The organism is Oricola cellulosilytica (assembly GCF_019966575.1).
In the GTDB taxonomy this organism is placed as follows: domain Bacteria; phylum Pseudomonadota; class Alphaproteobacteria; order Rhizobiales; family Rhizobiaceae; genus Oricola; species Oricola cellulosilytica.
This window is the reverse complement of record NZ_JAINFK010000001.1, coordinates 123,254-143,156: the sequence shown is the minus strand read 5'-3', so window position 1 is coordinate 143,156 and position 19,903 is coordinate 123,254. Positions and strand designations below refer to the sequence as shown.

Here is a 19,903-nt window from a genome sequence, read left to right as displayed (position 1 = left end):
GCGCGCAGCCGGACGAACTCAAGGATCCGGCCAGAGAAAAGACCGCCGACGGGGCCACGTCGGCGGTCTTCGCGGCAGCGGGGTCCGCCGTGGTTACGCAAGACTTGTCCACATTGTACCCCCGCATGGGGAGGCTGCGCCCGCTGTGGGAGCAGGTCAGTCCGATTTGGTGACAATGACCGGGACCAGAAGGTCGCCCCAGGTGCCGTCGCCGCCATGGTGGCGCGCCGAACGAATCAGTTCGACGGAGACGCCGGCCTCGACGGCATTCATGACCGACTGGTTCAGCCGGTGAAGGTCGTTGGCCAGCATGCGAATCGCGGTCTGCTGATCTGTGCTCATCGTCGAGGACTGCTCTTCGGCGCGTTCCTTGACGTGGGTCTTTGGTCGCTCATGCGCATTCATGATTGTCTCCGTCCATTGTGTAAATGTTTGTAATTGATCAGGCGACTTGGGTGTTTTTTTCATTCGGCGGCCTCCCGCTCTTGTGACAATTGTGACACCGCACCGCAAAACGTGCAGCTAAAAAGACCGTTCCATGCTCTGAATTCGGGTTGTCCTGTCATGAATCGCACATTTCCCCGCTGTGCAATTGTAAAAGCTGTAAAGTTATGGGATGGGTGTTGCACGAGCGAGATTTGTAAAAATCCTGACAGATCATGGCAGAACAGAAGATATTCGCCGGACCGCGCGTGCGCCGCATCCGCAATCAGGAAGGTCTCACCCAGACCGCGATGGCGGCCGAGCTGGGGATATCGCCCTCGTACCTCAACCTGATCGAGCGCAATCAGCGGCCGCTCACCGTGCAACTGCTCTTGAAGCTGGCCTCGGTCTACAAGATCGATCTCGAGGAGTTGCAGAGCGGTGGCGACACGCAACTGCCGCAACTGAAGGAAATGTTCGCCGACCCGTTGCTGGCGGGCGAATTGCCCGGCGACCAGGAACTGGTCGAGGTGTCCGACGTGGCCCCGAACGTTGCCTCCGCGCTGCTGAAGCTCTACCGCGCCTTTCGCGAGGGCCAAGACCGGCTCACCGATCTGTCCGACCTGCTGGCGCGTGAGGGTCACGAAACCAAGTTGTCGGGCGCGCGCCTGCCCGTGGACGAGGTGCGCGATGCGCTGGAAAGACGGCCCAACCATTTCGCCACGCTGGAAGAGGAGGCAGAAGCCTTCGTCAAGCTGCTGTCCCCCGGTGACGATCTCCTTGGGGCGCTGAAGGGATGGCTGCGCGCCGATCACGGGATCGTCGTCAAGGTGCTGCCGGTTGCCACGATGCCGCAATGGCGGCGCCGCTACGACCGCCACTCCAACCGGCTCTTCATCTCCGAGCGGCTGTCGCCCTACGACCAGCTGCGGGAGGTGGCGATGGAGGCATCGCTGCTGCGGATGCGCGTGGCAGTCGACGCCGAAATCGCCGAACTGAAACTGTCGAATGACGAGTCAAGGCGCATCGCGCGGTTCGAACTTGCGCGCTATGCCGCTCACGCGCTGATGATGCCGTACCGGGCCTTTTTCGAGGCGTGCGAGCGCACCCGCTACGACATCGACGTCCTGCGGTCGCGCTTCCGGGTGTCGTTCGAACAGGCTGCCAACCGTCTGACCATGCTGCAGCGTCCCGGAGCCTCAGGAATCCCGTTCTTCATGCTGGAGGTCGACCACGCCGGAAACCGGTTCCGCCGCGCCGGCGCTGCCGGATATCCGCAGGCCCGTTTCGGCGGCGGCTGCCCGAAACTTCCCGTGCATCGCGTTTTCTCGCAGCCCGGGCACATTGCCGTTGAGGCGGTAGAGATGCCCGATGGCGCCGTATTCCTGGTGATGGCGCGCACGCTGGAAGGGCCGCAAGGCGCGTTTCAGGAACAGCCGCGCCGCACGGCGCTGCTGCTGGGCTGCGACCTCGCCCACCGCGACCAGATCGTTTACGGGGCTGCGCTCCCCGGGACTGCCGGCGACCTCCTGAAGGTGCCCGTCGGGCCGGCGTGCCGGGTCTGCGAACGGGCCGGATGCCTTGCCCGCGCCGAACCACCGATCACCCGGCCGCTCGGCCTCGACGAGATGGTGGCAGGGCTCAGCGCGTTCGATTTCGGTTAGGCGTCGTCCGTTCCCGCCGCACCGATCGGCCGGTCGCCGCGGAACAACTCGGCATGGTCCCGGAACAGGGCGTGGAGCCTGTCGATTGCCTTGCGCACTTCCGGGCGGTGCCGGTCGTCATTGTGCATAACCAGATACTGGGTGTCCGCCAGTTCTGCGATCAATGGGCCGGCCCGCATTAGCTGCGGGTCGCGGTCGCCTGCAAAGCACGGCATCACGCCCTTGCCGGCTCCGGCTCGCACAAGATCGCGCAGCGTATAGGGCGTGTTGGCCCAGGCGCAGATCGAGGCGTCTTGCTGCGTGAGGAGCCACCGGGCGGAGCGCGTGATCGCCTCGTCCGAGCCGAGCGAAACCCATTCGCTGCCTTTCGGGTTCGGATGATTGCGCGCCACATAGGGAGCGAAGCTGACCTCGACGGTTCGCCGGGAGGCGAGATTGCCGCCCTCGGCCGACTGATTCCGGATGCCGATCTCGATCTCGCGGTGGGTAATGTCCAAGCGCGCTTCCGTCGTCTTGAAGCAGATGCGAAACGGGTCGTTTGGTGTCCATAGCCGCACGAAATTGTCGGCGATGAAATTTGCTGTCCATGTGCCCGCCGAGATGCGAATCGCCGGCCGTTCCACGTCGGTGGATATCCATTCCTCGACCGGTTTTGCACTTGCCTCCATAGCCTGCACCTTGCGCAGCAGCGCCCGGCCGTCCTGCGTCAGAACATAGCCGGTGCGCGATCGGACAAAGAGCGACTTTCCGGTCGCCTGTTCCAGTGCCAGCATCCGCCGCCCCACCGTTGGCGCGCTCAGCGAGAGAGTTGCGGCGGCCCCGGAAAGCCCGCCCGAGCGGGCCACGTGGGCGAAGACTTGTAAATCGTCCCATCTGATATTTTTCATTTTTGAAATACCGATTGCATTTTTGGGACGTGTATTCCCCAACTCCTACCGGATTATATTCCATATTTGAAAAGATAATTAGCCCGGGAGGCCCGGATGACATTTCCATATCCGATTGTGCCGGTGCCACTGAATTCGTTGGCACAGATGAAACCGAAAGAGGAAGACGCGTTTTACGAACTTCACGCTGAACCCGTCCCGCGCTGGCTCCGCAAGCTCGTCGGCATCACCGTGGGAATCTGGGCATCTGTCCGGAGGGGGCATGCGAGGAGGCTGCCGATGCGCGCAGGCAGGTCGCACCAGGCGCGAGATGAACGCTCCGGGTCAGTCGCGGGTGTAGGTGATGGTCTCGACCCTGCCGCGATCGCCGATGAAGGACGAGGCAATCCAGCCGGTGATCGCGATCACGATCGCGCCGAAGAAGGCAGGCCAGAAGCCGGCGACCGTCATGCCGTCAAGCATCCATGCGGCCAGCGAAAGCATCGCCGCGTTTATGATCAGCAGGAAGAGGCCGAGCGTCAGGATCGTCAGCGGCAGCGTCATGATGACCACCACGGGCCGGACGAAGGCGTTGATGACGCCGAGCACCAAGGCCGCCAAAGCCAGCGATGTCGCGTCGCTTATCTCCACGCCCGGGATGATTTTCGAGGCAACCCATAGCCCCAGCGCCACGATCACCACGCGTATGAGGAATCCGAGCATCGCTTGTCCTTCTCAGTTGTTGGCCGCAGTCGAACACTAGCGCGACGCCCGTCCGCGCACCACCGCAGGGGCGGTACCGGCAGTGGTTATCCGTCAGCTCGCGCCGAGATTGACAAATCGGCGGCAAGGCCATCCATTTGGCTGCAACGTCAACAGCGCACTGGTGCAATCTTGCCGCCGATCAATCCAGCGGAATTTTCCTCTTTCGACAAATCCCCGACATTAGACGAATACGAAGCCTTCATGACCGCCCACCCTGATCTCCAGGCAGTGGAGTTTCTGCTGGTCGATCCGAATGGCGTGATGCGCGGAAAGTGGGCGCCCGCCGACAGCCTCAAGAAGGCGTTTCAGGAGGGCGTCAATTTCCCGATGTCGATTCACGGGCTCGACATATGGGGCAGGGAAGTGCCGGAAACGGGCTTGCACATCGAATCCGGCGACCGGGACGGCTTCTTCCGCGCGGTGCCGGGCACCCTGTCACGCGTACCTTGGGCAAAGCGCTCGACCGCGCAGGTTCTGCTGCGCGGCTTCACGCCGGAGGGCGACCCCCTTCGTTATGACTGCCGTAACGCTCTGGCGCGCATCACCAAGGCGCTGGCAAAGCGCGGGCTCTATCCCGTGGTTGCCTTCGAACTGGAGTTCTACCTTCTCGAACCCGGGACCGATTGGGATGACGGCATGCCGGCGCCGGTCGGCGCATCCTCCGGTCCGGACCGGCAGCGCATGTACGGCCTTGACGATCTCGATGAATATGGCGGGCTGTTCGACGACATCCGTGCGGCGGCCGAAGCGCAGGACCTGCCGATCGACACCATCATCAAGGAGGCCGCGCCGGGACAGTTCGAGGTCAACCTCAAGCACCGCTGCGATCCCCTGCGCGCCGCCGACGACGTGATCATGCTGCGCCGGATCGTCTTCGGCTTTGCGCGCAAGCACGGCCTGCAGGCGACGTTCATGGCCAAGCCCTTCATCGAGTATGCGGGCAACGGAATGCACGTGCACGCCTCGATGCTCGATCGCGACGGACGGAACGTCTTTGCCGGAGAAGCGGGCGAAAGGAACCTCGGCGGCGCGATCGCCGAGTTGATCCGTACTATGCCGCAGGCGCTGCTGCTGTTCATCAATTCCTGGAACGGCTTCCGCCGCATCCAGCCTGGCTCGTATGCGCCCACGCGCGCCGTATGGGCCGAGAACAACCGCTCGGTTGCGTTGCGGATTCCCGCCTCGACCGAGGAAAACCGCAGGGTGGAACACCGCATAGCCGGTGCGGACGCCAACCCGTATATCGTCCTGTGCGCGGTTCTTCAGGCCATGATGGACGGGTTGGAAAAGCAGGCCGCGCCGCCCCCTCCGGTGACCGGCAACGCCTATGACAGCGCGGGCGCGGAACTGCTTCCCGACGACATGGATGACGCACTGCAACTGACCCAGTCCGGGCAATTTTGCGACCGCGCGCTGGGGCCGGAGCTGTCGAAGATCTACAAGGATCTGAAGCGTTCGGAGATTTTGGCGTTCTGGGCCGAGATCACGCCGCTGGAGCGCACCACCTATCTTTGAGATGCGCCGTCAACCGACTGATTTTGCGGCACAAGCTGCTGCGTGAAATGCCTTGTAAGCGAGATTTTTCCTCAATAGTCTCGTCAATCACGGTCGCGCGACGCACAGGGAGAGCGGCGCCGGCCGAACATCAGGGAGTAACAGATGATCCGTTCGAAACTGCTTCTTTCCACCGTTGCCGCCTTTGCAGCGATGGCCGTCACCGCCGTCGCGCAGGAGCGCGTGGTCAATATCTACAACTGGTCGGATTACATCGACGAGTCGGTCCTCGAGGAGTTCACCAAGAAAACCGGAATCAAGGTCGTCTACGACGTTTTCGATTCCAACGAGATCCTCGAGACCAAACTGCTCGCCGGCTCGACCGGCTACGACATCGTGGTTCCGACCGGAACATTCCTCGCGCGCCAGATCCAGGCCGGCGTGTTCCAGGAGCTCGACAAGGAAAAACTGCCGAACCTCGAAAACATGGACCCGGCAATTCAGCAGCGACTGGAAAAGTACGATCCCGGCAATAATCACGCGATCAACTACATGTGGGGCACCACCGGCATCGGCATCAATGTCGACAAGGTGAAGGAGCGGCTTGGCGATGATGCCGAGCTGAACAGCTGGGCGCTGGCGCTCGACCCCGACGTCGTCAGCAAGCTCGAGGATTGCGGCGTCTACTTCCTGAACACACCGGAGGAAGTCATTCCCGCGGCACTGAACTATCTCGGCCTCGATCCGGATTCGACCGACGAGAACGACCTCGCCAAGGCGGAAGAGCATCTGCTGAAGATCCGCCCCCATATCCGCAAGTTCCACTCGTCCGAATACATCAACGCGCTCGCCAATGGCGACATCTGCCTGGCAGTCGGTTGGTCGGGCGACATTCTGCAGGCGCGCGACCGGGCTGCGGAAGCCGATGCGGGCGTAACAGTCGAATACATCATCCCGAAAGAGGGTGCGTTGATGTGGTTCGACAACATGGCGATCCCCGCCGACGCACAGAATGTGGAGGAGGCGCATGAGTTCCTCAACTACATCATGACCCCGGAAGCGATCGCCAAGGCATCGAACTACGTCTATTACGCCAATGGCAACGCGGCCTCGAAGCCACTCCTCAACGAGGACGTGATCGGCGATCCGGCGATCTATCCCGACGAAGAGACCGTCCAGCGGCTCTACACCACCTCGCCGAAGGGACAGCGCGAGCAGCGCGCCTTGACTCGGGTGTGGACCAAGGTGACCACCGGCCAGTAGGCCGCGTGCAACACAAACAGGCCCCGGCGCGACTGCCGGGGCCTGCCCGCCGGCTGCATCCTGGGGAACGACAGGCCGCATCATGACCAAATCGCTTGGCAATATCCGGCGGACATTCGCGCCGTGGAACGACCCCGCGTCCCGACCCTACATCGCCTTTGAGAACGTCACGAAGAGGTTCGGCGATTTCACGGCCGTCGACGATCTCACCCTGCATGTCTATGAGCGCGAGTTTTTTTCGCTTCTCGGTGCGTCCGGTTGCGGCAAGACCACGCTGTTGCGCATGCTGGCAGGCTTCGAGGAGCCGACCGCGGGCGACATCCTTCTGGAGGGGCGCAGCCTCAAGGGCGTCCCGCCGCACCGCCGGCCGGTCAACATGATGTTTCAGTCCTATGCGCTGTTCCCGCATATGACGGTGGAGCAGAACATCGCCTTCGGCCTGCGCCAGGAAGGGATGGCACGCGGCGCCGTCGACCAGCGCGTCGCCGATATGCTCAAGCTCGTCAAGCTGGGCGAATTCGGAAAGCGCAAGCCGCACCAACTGTCGGGAGGACAGCGTCAGCGCGTGGCGCTCGCCCGCGCCATCGCCAAGCGCCCCAAGCTGCTGATTCTCGATGAGCCGCTCGGTGCGCTTGACAAGAAGCTGCGGGAAGAAACGCAGTTCGAACTGATGGACCTGCAGCAGGAACTCGGCCTGACCTTCATGATCGTCACGCACGATCAGGAGGAGGCGATGACCATGTCCGACCGGATCGCCGTCATGGACAGCGGGCGGATACTGCAGATCGGCACCCCGGCGGAAATCTACGAGGCGCCGAGCTCGCGTTTCGTCGCCGATTTCGTCGGCAGCGTAAACATGCTGGAAGGTACGGTGGAGACGGTTTCCGGCGAAATGACGGAGATTTCGGGCAAGGACGGTCTTGCGATACGCGTGACCGGCGAGTCCGGGGCCGGGGCCGGTGACAAGGTTTGGCTCGCGATCCGCCCGGAAAAGATCAGGGTTTCCCGAAACAGGCCGGAGAACGGAGCCAACGCGGCCGAGGGCGAAGTCTGGGATGTCGGCTATCTAGGCGACATGACGCTTTTCAACGTCCGTCTCGATACCGGCGCCATCGTCAAGGCGTCGGTCATGAATTCGCGTCGCGAGGTCGAGGATCCCATCGGTCACGAGGACCGGATCTGGGTGTCCTTCGCGCCGGATGCCGGCATCCTGCTCACACGGTGACGGGAAGATGATGAAAGCAGTCGCACGCCGCCTCGTCATCCTTATTCCGTATCTCTGGCTGCTTGTCTTCTTCCTGCTACCGTTCCTGATCGTCTTCCGCATCTCGCTTTCGGAGCCGGCGATTGCGATGCCGCCCTATTTGCCGGTGTTCGATCTCGAAGAGGGGTGGCGGGCGATTTTCGACAAGCTTTCTCAGCTCACCTGGGGAAATTTCGAGTTTCTTCTCGAAGACTCGCTCTACATCAATGCGTATCTCTCGAGCCTGCGGATCGCGCTCCTAGCGACGTTCCTGACGCTTCTCGTCGGCTTTCCGCTCGCCTACGGGATGGCGCGCGCGCCGCAGGGCCTGCGCCCGGTTCTTCTGATGCTCGTGATCCTGCCCTTCTGGACCAGTTTCCTGATCCGTGTCTACGCATGGATCGGCATTCTCAAGCCCGAGGGGCTGCTCAACCAGTTCCTTCTCGCACTCGGACTCATCGACCGGCCGCTCGCGATCCTGAACACCGAGACTGCCATCTTCATCGGGATTGTCTATTCCTATCTGCCATTCATGGTGCTGCCGATTTATGCCAACCTTGAAAAGCTCGACTATTCGCTGATCGAAGCGGCGCTTGATCTCGGCTGTACCGCCTTCGGCGCCTTCTGGAAGGTGACCGCGCAGCTGGCGCTGCCGGGCGTGCTGGCGGGCTGCCTGCTCGTGTTCATCCCGGCCATGGGCGAGTTCGTCATCCCCGACCTGCTCGGGGGAACGCGCACCCTGATGATCGGCAAGACACTCTGGACAGAGTTCTTCAACAACCGCGACTGGCCGGTCGCGGCAGCCGTGGCGACGTTGCTGCTGCTGGTCCTGGTCGTGCCGATCGTACTTTTCCAGAATGCCCAGGCGCGCGCACAGAGGGCGGCGCAATGAGCGGCCGCTGGACATCCTTCAACATTGCGTCGGTCGTGTTCGGCTTCGCGTTCCTGTATCTGCCGATCGTGCTGCTCATCATCTACTCGTTTAACGAGTCCCGTCTCGTCACCGTCTGGGGCGGATTTTCGACGAAGTGGTACGGAGAACTGTTCCGCAATCAGGGCCTGATTGACGCGGCCTGGGTCACGATACGCGTCGCCCTGCTTTCGGCCACCGTGGCGACCCTCCTCGGCACGCTTGCCGCCGTGTCGCTGGTCCGCCATTCCCGTTTCTTCGGTAGGACCCTGTTTACGGGCATGGTGTTTGCGCCGCTGGTGATGCCCGAGGTAATAACCGGGCTGTCGCTGCTTTTGCTCTTCGTCGCGGTCGACTTCGCGCGCGGATTCTGGACCGTAACGCTGGCACACATCACATTCTCGATGTGTTTCGTCGCGGTGGTCGTGCAGTCGCGGCTGATTTCATTCGACCGGTCGCTGGAGGAAGCGGCCATGGATCTCGGCTGTCCGCCGTTCCAGACCTTCATGCGCATCACCCTTCCGATCATCTTTCCCGCGGTGATTTCCGGCTGGATGCTCGCTTTCACCCTGTCGCTCGACGACCTCGTGATCGCCAGCTTTACCTCCGGGCCGGGCGCGACCACCCTACCGATGAAGATCTACAGTCAGGTGCGTCTGGGCGTGACGCCGGAGATCAACGCGGTTTGCACGATCCTGATCGGGCTGGTTACCACCGGCGTGATCATTGCCGCGCTGGTCAACAAGCGTCGGGTGGTCAGAGAGTCCGCGAGCCGGACCTGAGCTTATCCGCGCGGTGGCCGAAGCATATAGGCCACGCACCATACGGGTACGATTACCATTGAGCCCAGGACAATATTGGGCATGGCCCATGCCAGCGCGTTGCCTGCAAATTCCAGCAGGTTTTCTGGTGTCAGACCGGCCTTGGCCAGAAGATCTGCTGCCGAGAGATCGAACAGCGACAGCGCCGCCCCGCACAGGAGCGAGGCAAAGACAATCTTCATGACCATGACAAGCAGTTGAAACACCAGACCTCACAACCACGCTGCAGTCCGGGGATTATCGCCAAAAGGTCTAAAAACTCATTAAATTTCGCGCCACGCCGGTAACGACCGGTTAACCATGCTCTCACGGACCCGTTTGCGGAAGCAGAATGGGGGTCGCGTATGGATTGCTCCACGCGCCGCCGATGAAATGTTGCACGACTGGCGCGCCGGTTCCGTTCGTTCGCGCCTTGCTCCGGGCAATCGCGGTCAGAGCGAGGCTACGGCTGCCATAGGGTATGACGCCGTTCAGGCCGATGGTGACCCGCGGATACTCGATCGCACCATTCTCGATGATGACGACTCCGTCCTGCACCAGTCCCTGAATGCGCAGGGTGTCGAAGGTTACGGTCGAGCGCGACGTATCCTGCAGGCGGAAGAACCTCTGCTGCCCGTCGGCGCCGAGAAACAGCTGCGGTCCGATGCCCGCGATCTGGCCGTTAACGACAGTGAGCTGGACCTTGCCGTTGGCGCGCGTGACCAGGTCGGACCAGCGCTCGATCGGTGCATGGATGAGCAGATCGCCCGTCGACTGTCCGCGCGGAATCAGGCCCGTCAGGCCGAGCGCGTCGGCGAGGGCGCCGGTGTTCACCCTTTCGTGGGAGAAGCCGAGTTCGCCCGAAAGGCCGTCCGTCGTGCGGCCGATCTTGAATCGCGCCTGCATGGTGCCGCCATAAGCCGAGCCCTCGGCCATTTCGAAAACGGCATATTCGTCGGTTATCCGGGTGATGGCGGCGACGTCCGTCAACGCCAGGCGCCCGGCCGTCGCGCGAGCGGCCGAGAGACGCAGGTCGACGTTCAGTTGATCTATGAAGGCCGCGGAAACAGGCTGCGCAAGTCTCCCGGCGGTTGGCGGGACGCCGGTGAAAGCGGAGAGAAAGGAGAGGATGTCGAGGTCGACGAAATCCAGCGTCGCCGTGATATCCGGGTTCTTTTTGCCGAGGCCGATTTCGAGCACGCCCATCCCGGAATTGCCCTGCAATACGACGTCCATGTTCTCGAAGCGCATTCGATGAGCGTCAACACGCATCTGGCCCTTGAGCGACATTTCGCCGATCGCCCGTCCTGGCTCGATATCCAATTCAAGCCAGTCGAGCGCCTGGCGCACGGATTGCGTTTCGAGCGCCACCGCGCCTTCCGCAAACAGAGGGTTCCCGGTGCTCACGGTGCCTCCGAAGGAATAGCTGAGAATGTCGCTGTCCAGCCCGAAGCGCACAGCGGCGCTCTGGCCGGCGAACAGGCGAATGGCCTCGTCCATTTCGAGCGTCTGGCTAAAGACGGCCCCGCGCCAGATACCATTGAGGGACGAGGTCAGCCGGCCGGACAGTTGCGGCCAGGTCACCGTGCCGGAGATGGCGGTGATCTTTTCCGGCATAGTCGCGGCGGCATCGATAAATTCGACAGTTCCGTTTTCGATCGTGACGGCGCCGAAGCCGGCTTGCCGGGCTTCGAGAGGCAGCCCCCCGGGGGCCTCGGCGCTTTCGCTTCGCCGGATGGCGGCCACGGCCTCGCTGAACCGTCCGCCGGATCGGGCGAGGTTCACCGTGCCATCGGAGAGGAAGTGGACGCGCAGGGAGGGGCGCACCAGTCTGAACTGGGAAAATCCCGGGTCGCGGGCGATCAGACTCGATAGCGGAATGCCGACCTCGAGCATGTCGATGGTCAGGACATCACCGAGCGGCATGCCGGACGAGTCGTTCGGTCCTGGTACCCGCAGGTTGTGAAGTCTGGCAACAGGAGCGGGGAAAATGTCAATTTCGACGCGCCCGGCCACATTGACCGGTTGTCCGGTGATGTCGGCCAACTGGCGTTCGATGGCGCTTCGGACCACTTCGCTCGAAATGAACCAAGGCAGCACGGCCCAGACGCCCGCCACGACCAACACCACGCCCGCAGCGAGCCATATCACGATGCGTGCTGCGCTGTTGGGCATGACGTTTCCGTAACGATTTCGGTCCGGCCGTCCGGACATCTGTTTTAGCGGGAGCGTATACGGAAGTAAGTTCAATTCAAGGCTTGCCGGTCGGAGGGCCGCGCATTACCAGATTGTGCACAAACGATAGCAAAAAGGGGTGGGAATGACTGTTGGCGAACCGCTGTGGAGCCCGGACGAAACCCGAATCGCAGCGTCCAATCTGGCCGGGTTGATGCGAACCGCCGCAGCCAGGTTCGGAGCGTCGCAAGGAGACTATCGCGCCTTCCACCGATGGACGATCGACGAGCGCGAGAGCTTCTGGAGCCTCGTCTGGGACGACTGCGGAATCGTCGGCGACAAGGGTGCAGGGGTCCTAGAGGACGGTGACCGGATGCCCGGCGCGCGGTTTTTTCCCGAGGCGACACTAAACTTCGCGGAGAACCTTCTGGCACGTGGGGGCGACGGCGACGCGCTTGTCTTTCGCGGCGAGGACAAGGCCTCGCGCCGCATGCATTGGCAGGAGTTGCGCGACACCGTTTCGAGGCTGCAGCAGCATTTCCGGGCGCTCGGCATAGGCGAGGGCGATCGCATTGCGGCGATGATGCCGAACATGCCGGAAACGATTGCAGCGATGCTGGCCGCCGCCTCGATCGGCGCGGTCTGGTCCTCCTGCTCGCCGGATTTCGGACCGAAAGGCGTGCTCGACAGGTTTTCGCAGATCGAGCCCGTCCTGTTCATCGCGACCGACGGGTACTGGTATAACGGCAAGCGCATCGCCATCGCCGACAAGCTCGCCGAGATCCTGCCGGGCCTTCCGACGGTCCGCAACACGCTGATCGTGGATTACCTGGGCGATGCCGGGAAGGTCGCCGCCAATCTGCCCAGCGCCGAGACGATGGAAGCCGCGCTCGCCCGCCATGCGCCTGTCGAGTTAGAGTTCGTGCGGCTGCCGTTTTCCCATCCGCTGTATATCCTGTTTTCGTCCGGCACGACCGGCGTTCCGAAGTGCATCGTGCATTCGGCGGGCGGCACGCTGCTTCAGCATGTAAAGGAACACCGGTATCATGCCGATATCCGGCCCGGCGACCGGGTGTTCTACTTCACCACGTGCGGATGGATGATGTGGAACTGGCTAGTCTCTGCGCTCGCCAGCGGCGCGACCCTTCTGCTCTATGACGGTTCGCCATTCGCACCGGACGGCAATGTCCTGTTCGACTATGCCGAGCAGGAAGGAATGACGTATTTCGGCACGTCTGCCAAATATATCGATGCAGTCCGCAAGGCCGGTCTGCGCCCGCGCGAGACCCACGACCTGTCGAAGGTGCGCGTGCTTTCGTCGACCGGCTCGCCGCTGTCGCCGGAATGTTTCTCTTTCGTTTACGACGCGATCAAGCAGGACGTGCATCTCGCCTCCATCTCGGGTGGGACTGACATCGTCTCGTGTTTCGTGCTCGGCGTGCCGGGCCTCCCCGTCTATTCCGGCGAAATCCAGGGGCCCGGACTCGGCATGGCCGTCGAGGTCTGGAACGACGAGGGCCGGCCGGTCACGGGCGAGAAGGGTGAACTCGTCTGCACCAGGGCGTTTCCGTCGATGCCCATCGGCTTCTGGAACGACCCGGATGGCGAAAAATATCGCGCCGCCTATTTCGACCGTTTCGACAATGTCTGGTGCCACGGCGATTTCGCCGAATGGACCGGTCATGGAGGAATGATCATTCACGGACGTTCCGACGCGACGCTCAACCCCGGCGGGGTGCGCATCGGGACGGCGGAGATCTACAACCAGGTCGAGCAGATGCCCGAGGTGCTGGAGGCGCTGTGCATCGGACAGGATTGGGATAACGACGTCCGAGTTGTCCTGTTCGTGCGACTGGCGGACGGCGTCACACTTGATGCCGATCTGGAGAAGGCGATCCGGTCGCGCATCCGCAGTGGCGCCTCGCCCCGCCACGTTCCCGCCCGGATCGTCGCGGTGAAGGACATTCCGCGCACGAAATCGGGCAAAATCGTCGAGTTGGCGGTGCGCGAAATCGTGCATGGCAGACCGGTGAGGAACAAGGAAGCGCTCGCCAATCCTGAAGTCCTGGAATTGTACCGCGATCTCAATGCCTTGCAGGTTTGAGCGGTTGGCGGGCGCCCCTGCGTTTCGCCGTTTCGTTAACCTGCCATTAAGGAATACCCGTTAAGAGTATCGTAACGCATTTGGAGACGCCGTTCTCGTTTCGGGCATCTCAAGTTTTCAGCAACACCCTTTTCGGGCGCCATTCCGGCGCCTTTCTTTTTCGGAGTGTTTCGTCAGGCCGGAACGGGCTAGCTGGCGAGCACGCGTGAGGGCGGGAAGACGATCTCGACCGCGGTGCCGCGGCCCGGTTCCGACTGGATTGCGAATTCGGCGCGGTTGGCTTCCACCAGCGCCTTGGTCAGCGGCAAGCCGAGCCCGGTCCCGTCGCCGCGCATCCTCCCGAGCGAGGCGACCTGCTGAAAAGGCTGCAGGGCGGTTTCGATCTCGCGCGACGACATGCCGATGCCGGTGTCCTTGATCCGCAGCACGACCTCACCGCGCGCATTGTAACTGGAACTGACGATCACCTGGCCGCCCGAATGGGTAAAGCGCACCGAATTTGACAGTAGATTCAGGACAATCTGCTTCAGGCTGCGGGAATCAGCGACCACATCCGGCAGTTCCTCATCGAGACTAGACCGGATTATCACGCGATTGCGGTTGGCCTGAGGCTGGATCATTGCCACGGCGTCGGTGACTGCCCCGTTCAGGGACACGCTATCGAATTCGAGTTCCTGCTTGCCCGCCTCGATCTTCGAGATATCGAGCAGATCGTTGACGAGATCGAGCACGTGCTTGCCGGACTTGTTGATGTCGGCCAGGTAGCTCTTGTAGCGCTCGTTTCCGATCGGCCCGAAGCGCTCCTCGGCCATCAGCTCGGAAAAGCCGATGATGGCATTCAGCGGCGTGCGGATCTCGTGGCTAATCTTCGCCAGGAACTCGGTCTTGTGCGAAGACGCGGCTTCGGCGTGGCGCTGCGCGTCGAGCAGGGCTTGCTCCGTCTGTTTCCACGCGGTGATGTCGCGCACGACCGCGCAAAAGCCTCTGGATTTCTCCAACCGTCCGATTGTCATGAAAAGCGGCAGGAACCCTCCGTTCTTCTCGCGGCCCAGAACTTCCAGGCCTTCGTTCAGCACGCTGGCGACACCGTTGTTGGCGAGGCCGTGGACGTAGTTGATCGCCGCCGTCTGGCTCTCCTGCGCGAACAGGATCGAGAAGTTCTTTCCCTCCACCTCGCTGCTCGTGTAGCCGAACAAGGCCGTCGCCGAGCCGTTGAGAGAGCGGATGACCCCGTCATTGGAAAGCATGACCACGCCATCGGTGGCGGTGTCGAGAACCGCACGCAGTTCCGCCGCGTCGTCAAGTTGCGTTTCCCCGGGGGCGATGTCCGTGGCTTCATTGCCCATGTCCGCCGGCGCGGATTGCGGCTCGAAAGCGAACATCAGGGCGTTGCCGCCGCGCCACGGAACTGTTTGCAGGTGCGCGCGGACGGGGGTCATGTCGCCATCCGCACGGTCGAGGTGCACCATCCCGTCCTGCGGCGGCTCGCCGCCGAACAGCACGTCGATCCCGCCGGCCGCGTTAAGCGCCTCCGCGTTCTCGTATCCGGTCATGGCGGCGAAGGCGCGATTGGCAAAGAGCGGGACGCCGTGGCGGTGGATGAGAAGGGCGAGCGGCAATTCGTCGAGGACCGCCGGGGTTAGACCTTCCGGAGCCTTGTCGTTGGCGTTGGCCGCCTCGTGCGGGCCCGTCGCGAATGCCGAGGGAAGATAGGCAGATTTTTCGCCCGTCTCCGTCTCGGACGACATTTCTGGCAGGATGTCTTCTGTCCCGGATGCTGCGAGGTCGCGGTCGCCGGCGTTATCGATCGGGGCGGGATCCGGCGAATGTTTCGAGGATTCGGCCTCGTGAGTTTTCTCCTGCACCGGAGCCTCGCCTTCCTGCGGAGGGGTACCGCGCGACTCATCCGCGCGATCGGCGACCCCGGCATCACCGGCGGTTTCCGTCTCGCTGCCCGTTTCGCCCGATGGTGGTTCGTCTCCGTCCTCGGGCGTCCTCGCCCAGGAGAGCGCGTCGCCGATCTGCTTGAATGCCGCCTGTTCGGACGGATTCAGGCTTTCTCCCGGCGGACGTTCGCGGCGCTTTGCGTTGAGGTCGATGATCTTGTCGGCCTGCCGGCGCTTGGGGATCGGCGATATCGCCGCAAGGGCAGGGGTCTCGCCGCGAAACGGATCTTCCGGCGGCCTATCGCTCTCGACCGGCTCCTGCGGACGGTTGTCGGCCGTGTCCGGTACCTCGGGCGGCGGCTCTGACTCAGCCGGTGGTTCGACTTGCGGAGGTTCGGGGTCGGTTACGGCCTCTTCCGGCAGCGCCTCAGGAACCAGCGAAAGGCCGAGTTCTTCGGGGTCCGGCCTTGCTTCGCTGACGCGAACAATACCGAAACCGCGATAGCCCTCGAAAACCCTTTCCCGGCTGTAGGACGGAAGCGCGGCCAGATCGACCGGAACGCGCATTGCCGTTCCCTGAACGGGCCACATCACGCTCTTGCCGGACCATGTGTCCCTGCGCATCAGGGAGGCACTGATCTCGCCCGACGGATCGAGTTCGAAAACGCGCGCGACATCCTCGAACGTCCGTCCATGCACATCGGCGGCGTTGGGCCCCACGGTCGCGGCAAATTCCGGGGATATGTCGATGAAGCGCCCCTCGCTGTCCGTCTTCCAGACGAACCGCACCGGCCCGTATTTGCTTTCCAGATCGGCGACGAAGTGTTCCGACTCGCCCGCAGTCCCGGCGTCAGGTGAAGGCGCAGTGGCCCCGTCCGCCGCCGGAACGGCGTTGTCATGCTTCACAGCGGGCTTCGGGGCGTCGTCTTGCGCCATTGTCGCCGCGACGTCCTCGGCTTGCCCCGGTGCCGGAACGGCTTCGCTTTCTTTATCCCTGACGACCGGAGCGGCCGCGGCGGTAAGCGGAACGGCCATGATGAGGTGACGCGCGGGGTTGTCGGTCAGCCTGGCGATGGCGACCGGAATATTGCTCCCCTGTTGGGTCGGCACCCGGCGCTTGACCAGGCGGTCGTCTTCTCCCGCCACCTCATCCACCAGTATTCTGATCTGTTGTGGCGGAATGGCCATCCCGGTAAAGAGCGTGTTCGAGGCGAGGACTTCGCCTTCAGCATCGAGAAGCGCCGCGCCCGCGCCCTCTTCTTCCAGACCGGCGATTGCGTTGGCGCTCCTGTCCGCGCCGTCTTCTGCGGCCTTTCCGTCCTCGAGCAGCACCGCGACATAATTTTCGCCATTGCCGCCGGTGATCCGTCGTACGGACGCCGGCAGGAGCTTGCTGGTCAGGCCTGACGTCACGCGCAGGAGCGTACGCATCTCGCCCCCATCCGAAATGCGCGACGCGGCGGTACGGATCTGGCGCAGGGCAATGGGAATGCCCGCCACTCCTTCCGCCTCGAACTCGCTGATCGAGGCAAAACCGAAAAGGGCCGCGGCAGGCCCGTTGACCCAAAGCAGTTCGTCCACGTCTTCGGCGAGCACCGCCATCGGGAAGCCGTCCACGAACCGCTCGCGCACGCCGTCCCAGGCAGCGACGTCGATGAAGGAGTGATTGGTCGTGGTTTCGGGCATACTTATTTCTCAAGCGCCGACCGGAAGGCCGCAAGTTAACGAAAAATTAATTGCCATCTCGGCGCGCGCACGTCCAGCGGAACGGGAAAAACCGCCGAACCATCTTACATCTGTAGTTAACGGATCCGCGCATGCAAGCCATGCAAATTGTGCAACGCAACAAAATGTTGCAATGCACAAAAATCGTGCTATATAGGGTGCAGCTCACAAACACCGATGGAGTTACAAAATGGCTAAGACTACCACGAAAACCAATACCGCTGACGTCTTCGCATTTCCGGCAATGGACACCGCTCCGTTCGCCGACCAGTTCCGCACCTTTGCCGAGCAGGGTATGACGAAGTCGAAGGAGGCATACGACCAGATGAAGGCCTCGATTGAGGACGCCCAGAAGACCGTCGAAACCACCGTCGAGTCCGCTCAGGACCATAGCAGGAAGCTGTCGTTGACCGCCATCAACATCATGCGCGCTAATGCCGAAGCCGGCTTCTCGCACCTCGAAAAGCTTCTCGGCGTAAAGTCCGTTTCCGAGGCTTTCGAAGTCCAGGGCGCTTTCGTGCGCAAGCAGGCTGAGCAGGCTGTCGACCAGGCCAAGGAACTGCAGAACGTTTCCAAGGACGCCTTCGAAGCCGTTTCTGCGCCGGCCAAGGCTGCGACCGAGAAGGCCGTCGCCAACGTCAAAGCTGCCTGATCGGGCCAAGCCCAACCAAAGTGTTGCGCCGCCGCGCTCCTCCCCGCGGTGCTGCGCATGACGAGAAGGCCGGATTGATTCCGGCCTTTTTCGTTTTCGGTTCTGCAGCCGTGAAACCCGGCTTCAGACGGTCTTGCAAATTCATTTGATGACCGGTATGCGTGCGCTTGCACCATCGCTGTGTGCGGGCGTAGCTCAGTTGGTTAGAGCGCTGGATTGTGGCTCCAGAGGTCGGTGGTTCAAATCCACCCGCTCGTACCATTTTCAGCGGACTTGAACCCCGTCAGAAGAGATCCCCCTGCTGTGGCGGCTTCCTTGGACCGGAAGTCCGGTTCGCCGGCTTCTTGCCGTGTTCCGTTGCGACGACGTCGATCGTCTGCCGTCCGGCGAACTCGATGACCAGCGCCGAGCCTTTCTTCACATCCGCGGCCCGCTTGAGAGGGACGCCGGCCTCGTCGCGAACGAGGGCGAAACCGCGTTCCAGCACCGCCTCATAGGACAGGCTCTTCAAAAGCCGTTCCTTTTGCTCCAGCCCGCCTCTGACCGTGACGAGCCGGTTTTCGATTGCGCGAATGAGGCGTGACGACAGCATCGACAGCCGTTCGCCAGCGTTCCGGCTCTGGCGCTCCACCCCGGCGATCGAGAGGCGCGACGCGCGCGACGAAAGCGCCTCGCGTTTCCGGCTCACGACATTTTCCAGCGCCCGCGGAAGATCGCGCGCCTGCTGCCTGAAGGCCGAGCGGTCGCGGTCGAGAAGCGCGGTCAGGCAATTCGGCGAGAGTCTGTTCGCAAGAAGGCCGTAAGCATTGCGCCGGGCGGTGACACCGGCTTTCAGTCCGTGGCCGAGCCGAAATTCCGCGGCATCAAACCGCTGGCGGGGCATGGCAAGCAGGCCGTCGGGTGCCGGCATGCCGCGCCGCGCGGCGCGCAATGCCTCGCGCTTGCGGTCCGCCAGCCGCCCGATCCCGCTGCCGAGGCGCGCACCGAGTTGCGCGGTGAGGGCCTGCAGTTCCGCCTTCACAGGAATGGCAATCTCTGCTGCCCCGGTCGGTGTCGGCGCACGCGCGTCGGCGGCATTGTCGATCAGGGTCCAGTCGGTCTCGTGTCCCACGGCCGAAATCAGCGGAATCATTGAGTTTGCCGCCGCGCGCACGACGATTTCCTCATTGAACCCCCAGAGATCCTCAAGGCTGCCGCCCCCGCGGGCGACGATCAGAATGTCCGGTTTCGGCAATCCGCCGGAACCGTCAAACGCGTTGAAACCTTCGATCGCCGCCGCTACCTCGGTTGCCGAAGTCTCGCCCTGCACCCGAACAGGCCAGACGATGACATGCAGCGGGAAGCGATCGTTGATGCGGTGCATGATGTCGCGGATGACTGCGCCGGTCGGCGACGTCACCACTCCGATCACGCGCGGCAGATAGGGAAGAAGCTGCTTGCGCGACGTGTCGAACAGCCCCTCCGCGGCAAGCTTCCTGCGCCGCTCTTCAAGCAGTGCCATCAGAGCGCCGGCACCGGCCGGCTCGATATTGTCGATGACGATCTGGTATTTCGACGAGCCGGGATAAGTGGTCAGCTTGCCCGTCGCGATCACCTCCAGCCCTTCCTCAGGCTTGAACGCGAGCTTGGAAAACGCCCCCCGCCAGATGACGGCGTCGATCCGCGCCTTGTCATCTTTCAGAGTGAAATAAGCATGACCCGAGGAGTGAGGCCCGCGATAACCGGAAACCTCGCCCCGCACCCGCACGCGCTCGAACCTGTCCTCGACCGTGCGCTTGATGGCGAACGAAATCTCGGAAACCGAATATTCGGCGATGTTCGAGCGCACAGAATCGGATCGGCCGGGCGGAATTGACATTGCGCCAATAACGCCAATGGCCGGTGCGCGGTCAAGCGCGGCATTCGTCCTGAAGCGCAGGAACGAATTTGCTAC

15 protein-coding genes and 1 tRNA gene are annotated in these 19,903 nt (G+C 62.6%); 9 read left to right on the top strand and 7 right to left on the bottom strand.

Translation table 11 applies throughout. The features are described from left to right. Positions 1 to 156 precede the first annotated feature (156 nt). A complete protein-coding gene (locus tag LC298_RS00650) occupies positions 157 to 405 on the bottom strand; it encodes an SMc00767 family acetate metabolism repressor (RefSeq protein WP_131565586.1) in 249 nt (82 codons plus the stop codon). Positions 406 to 659: 254 nt separating this feature from the next. On the opposite strand from LC298_RS00650, the gene LC298_RS00645 reads away from it, so the two are divergent. After that, positions 660 to 2,087, top strand: a complete 1,428-nt coding sequence (locus LC298_RS00645) for a helix-turn-helix domain-containing protein (RefSeq protein WP_131565587.1) — start codon at positions 660 to 662, stop codon at positions 2,085 to 2,087. Here the strand turns inward: LC298_RS00645 and LC298_RS00640 are convergent. Together LC298_RS00640 and LC298_RS00635 are read right to left on the bottom strand one after the other, a co-directional pair. Further along, positions 2,084 to 2,974, bottom strand: coding sequence for a LysR family transcriptional regulator (locus LC298_RS00640; protein ID WP_131565590.1), 891 nt, complete (start codon positions 2,972 to 2,974; stop codon positions 2,084 to 2,086). The two genes, LC298_RS00645 and LC298_RS00640, sit on opposite strands and share 4 nt — an antisense overlap. Positions 2,975 to 3,298: 324 nt before the next feature. Then, entirely contained in the window at positions 3,299 to 3,676 is a 378-nt protein-coding gene (locus LC298_RS00635; RefSeq protein WP_131565591.1) for a phage holin family protein, read from the bottom strand. A 243-nt stretch (positions 3,677 to 3,919) separates the two neighbouring features. Between LC298_RS00635 and LC298_RS00630 the strand changes: the two genes are divergently transcribed. From LC298_RS00630 to LC298_RS00610, 5 genes are all read left to right on the top strand, one after another. Beyond that, positions 3,920 to 5,233: a glutamine synthetase family protein gene (locus LC298_RS00630; protein ID WP_131565593.1), complete on the top strand. Its 1,314-nt coding sequence runs from the start codon at positions 3,920 to 3,922 to the stop codon at positions 5,231 to 5,233. A 144-nt stretch (positions 5,234 to 5,377) separates the two neighbouring features. Next, complete coding sequence (locus LC298_RS00625; protein WP_131565594.1) at positions 5,378 to 6,475, top strand: polyamine ABC transporter substrate-binding protein; 1,098 nt, start codon at positions 5,378 to 5,380, stop codon at positions 6,473 to 6,475. 82 nt (positions 6,476 to 6,557) lie between these two features. After that, positions 6,558 to 7,700 carry an ABC transporter ATP-binding protein gene (locus tag LC298_RS00620; RefSeq protein WP_131565596.1) on the top strand — a complete coding sequence of 381 codons (1,143 nt, stop codon included), beginning with the start codon at positions 6,558 to 6,560 and terminating at the stop codon, positions 7,698 to 7,700. 7 nt (positions 7,701 to 7,707) lie between these two features. Then, positions 7,708 to 8,610 carry an ABC transporter permease subunit gene (locus tag LC298_RS00615; RefSeq protein WP_199223179.1) on the top strand — a complete coding sequence of 301 codons (903 nt, stop codon included), beginning with the start codon at positions 7,708 to 7,710 and terminating at the stop codon, positions 8,608 to 8,610. Further along, positions 8,607 to 9,410: an ABC transporter permease gene (locus tag LC298_RS00610; RefSeq protein WP_131565599.1), complete on the top strand. Its 804-nt coding sequence runs from the start codon at positions 8,607 to 8,609 to the stop codon at positions 9,408 to 9,410. Before LC298_RS00615 ends, LC298_RS00610 begins: the two co-directional genes overlap by 4 nt. Positions 9,411 to 9,412: 2 nt before the next feature. Here the strand turns inward: LC298_RS00610 and LC298_RS00605 are convergent, their stop codons facing one another. Together LC298_RS00605 and LC298_RS00600 are read right to left on the bottom strand one after the other, a co-directional pair. Then, positions 9,413 to 9,655, bottom strand: coding sequence for a DUF6460 domain-containing protein (locus tag LC298_RS00605; RefSeq protein ID WP_199223180.1), 243 nt, complete (start codon positions 9,653 to 9,655; stop codon positions 9,413 to 9,415). A gap of 100 nt (positions 9,656 to 9,755) precedes the next feature. Next, on the bottom strand, positions 9,756 to 11,603 hold the full coding sequence (locus LC298_RS00600; protein ID WP_158284687.1) for an AsmA family protein: 1,848 nt from the start codon (positions 11,601 to 11,603) through the stop codon (positions 9,756 to 9,758). 145 nt (positions 11,604 to 11,748) lie between these two features. Between LC298_RS00600 and LC298_RS00595 the strand changes: the two genes are divergently transcribed. Beyond that, entirely contained in the window at positions 11,749 to 13,707 is a 1,959-nt protein-coding gene (locus tag LC298_RS00595; RefSeq protein WP_131565602.1) for an acetoacetate--CoA ligase, read from the top strand. 188 nt (positions 13,708 to 13,895) lie between these two features. Here LC298_RS00595 and LC298_RS00590 read toward each other — a convergent pair whose 3' ends face one another. Next, complete coding sequence (locus LC298_RS00590; protein ID WP_131565604.1) at positions 13,896 to 17,279, bottom strand: PAS domain S-box protein; 3,384 nt, start codon at positions 17,277 to 17,279, stop codon at positions 13,896 to 13,898. A gap of 229 nt (positions 17,280 to 17,508) precedes the next feature. On the opposite strand from LC298_RS00590, the gene LC298_RS00585 reads away from it, so the two are divergent. Then, complete coding sequence (locus LC298_RS00585) at positions 17,509 to 17,970, top strand: phasin (RefSeq protein WP_131565606.1); 462 nt, start codon at positions 17,509 to 17,511, stop codon at positions 17,968 to 17,970. A 184-nt stretch (positions 17,971 to 18,154) separates the two neighbouring features. Further along, positions 18,155 to 18,231, top strand: a tRNA-His gene (locus tag LC298_RS00580). 22 nt (positions 18,232 to 18,253) lie between these two features. On the opposite strand, the gene xseA is transcribed toward LC298_RS00580, so the two are convergent. Next, positions 18,254 to 19,828 (bottom strand): exodeoxyribonuclease VII large subunit, encoded by a 1,575-nt coding sequence (gene xseA, locus LC298_RS00575; RefSeq protein ID WP_131565919.1) that lies wholly within the window; start codon positions 19,826 to 19,828, stop codon positions 18,254 to 18,256. Positions 19,829 to 19,903 lie beyond the last annotated feature (75 nt).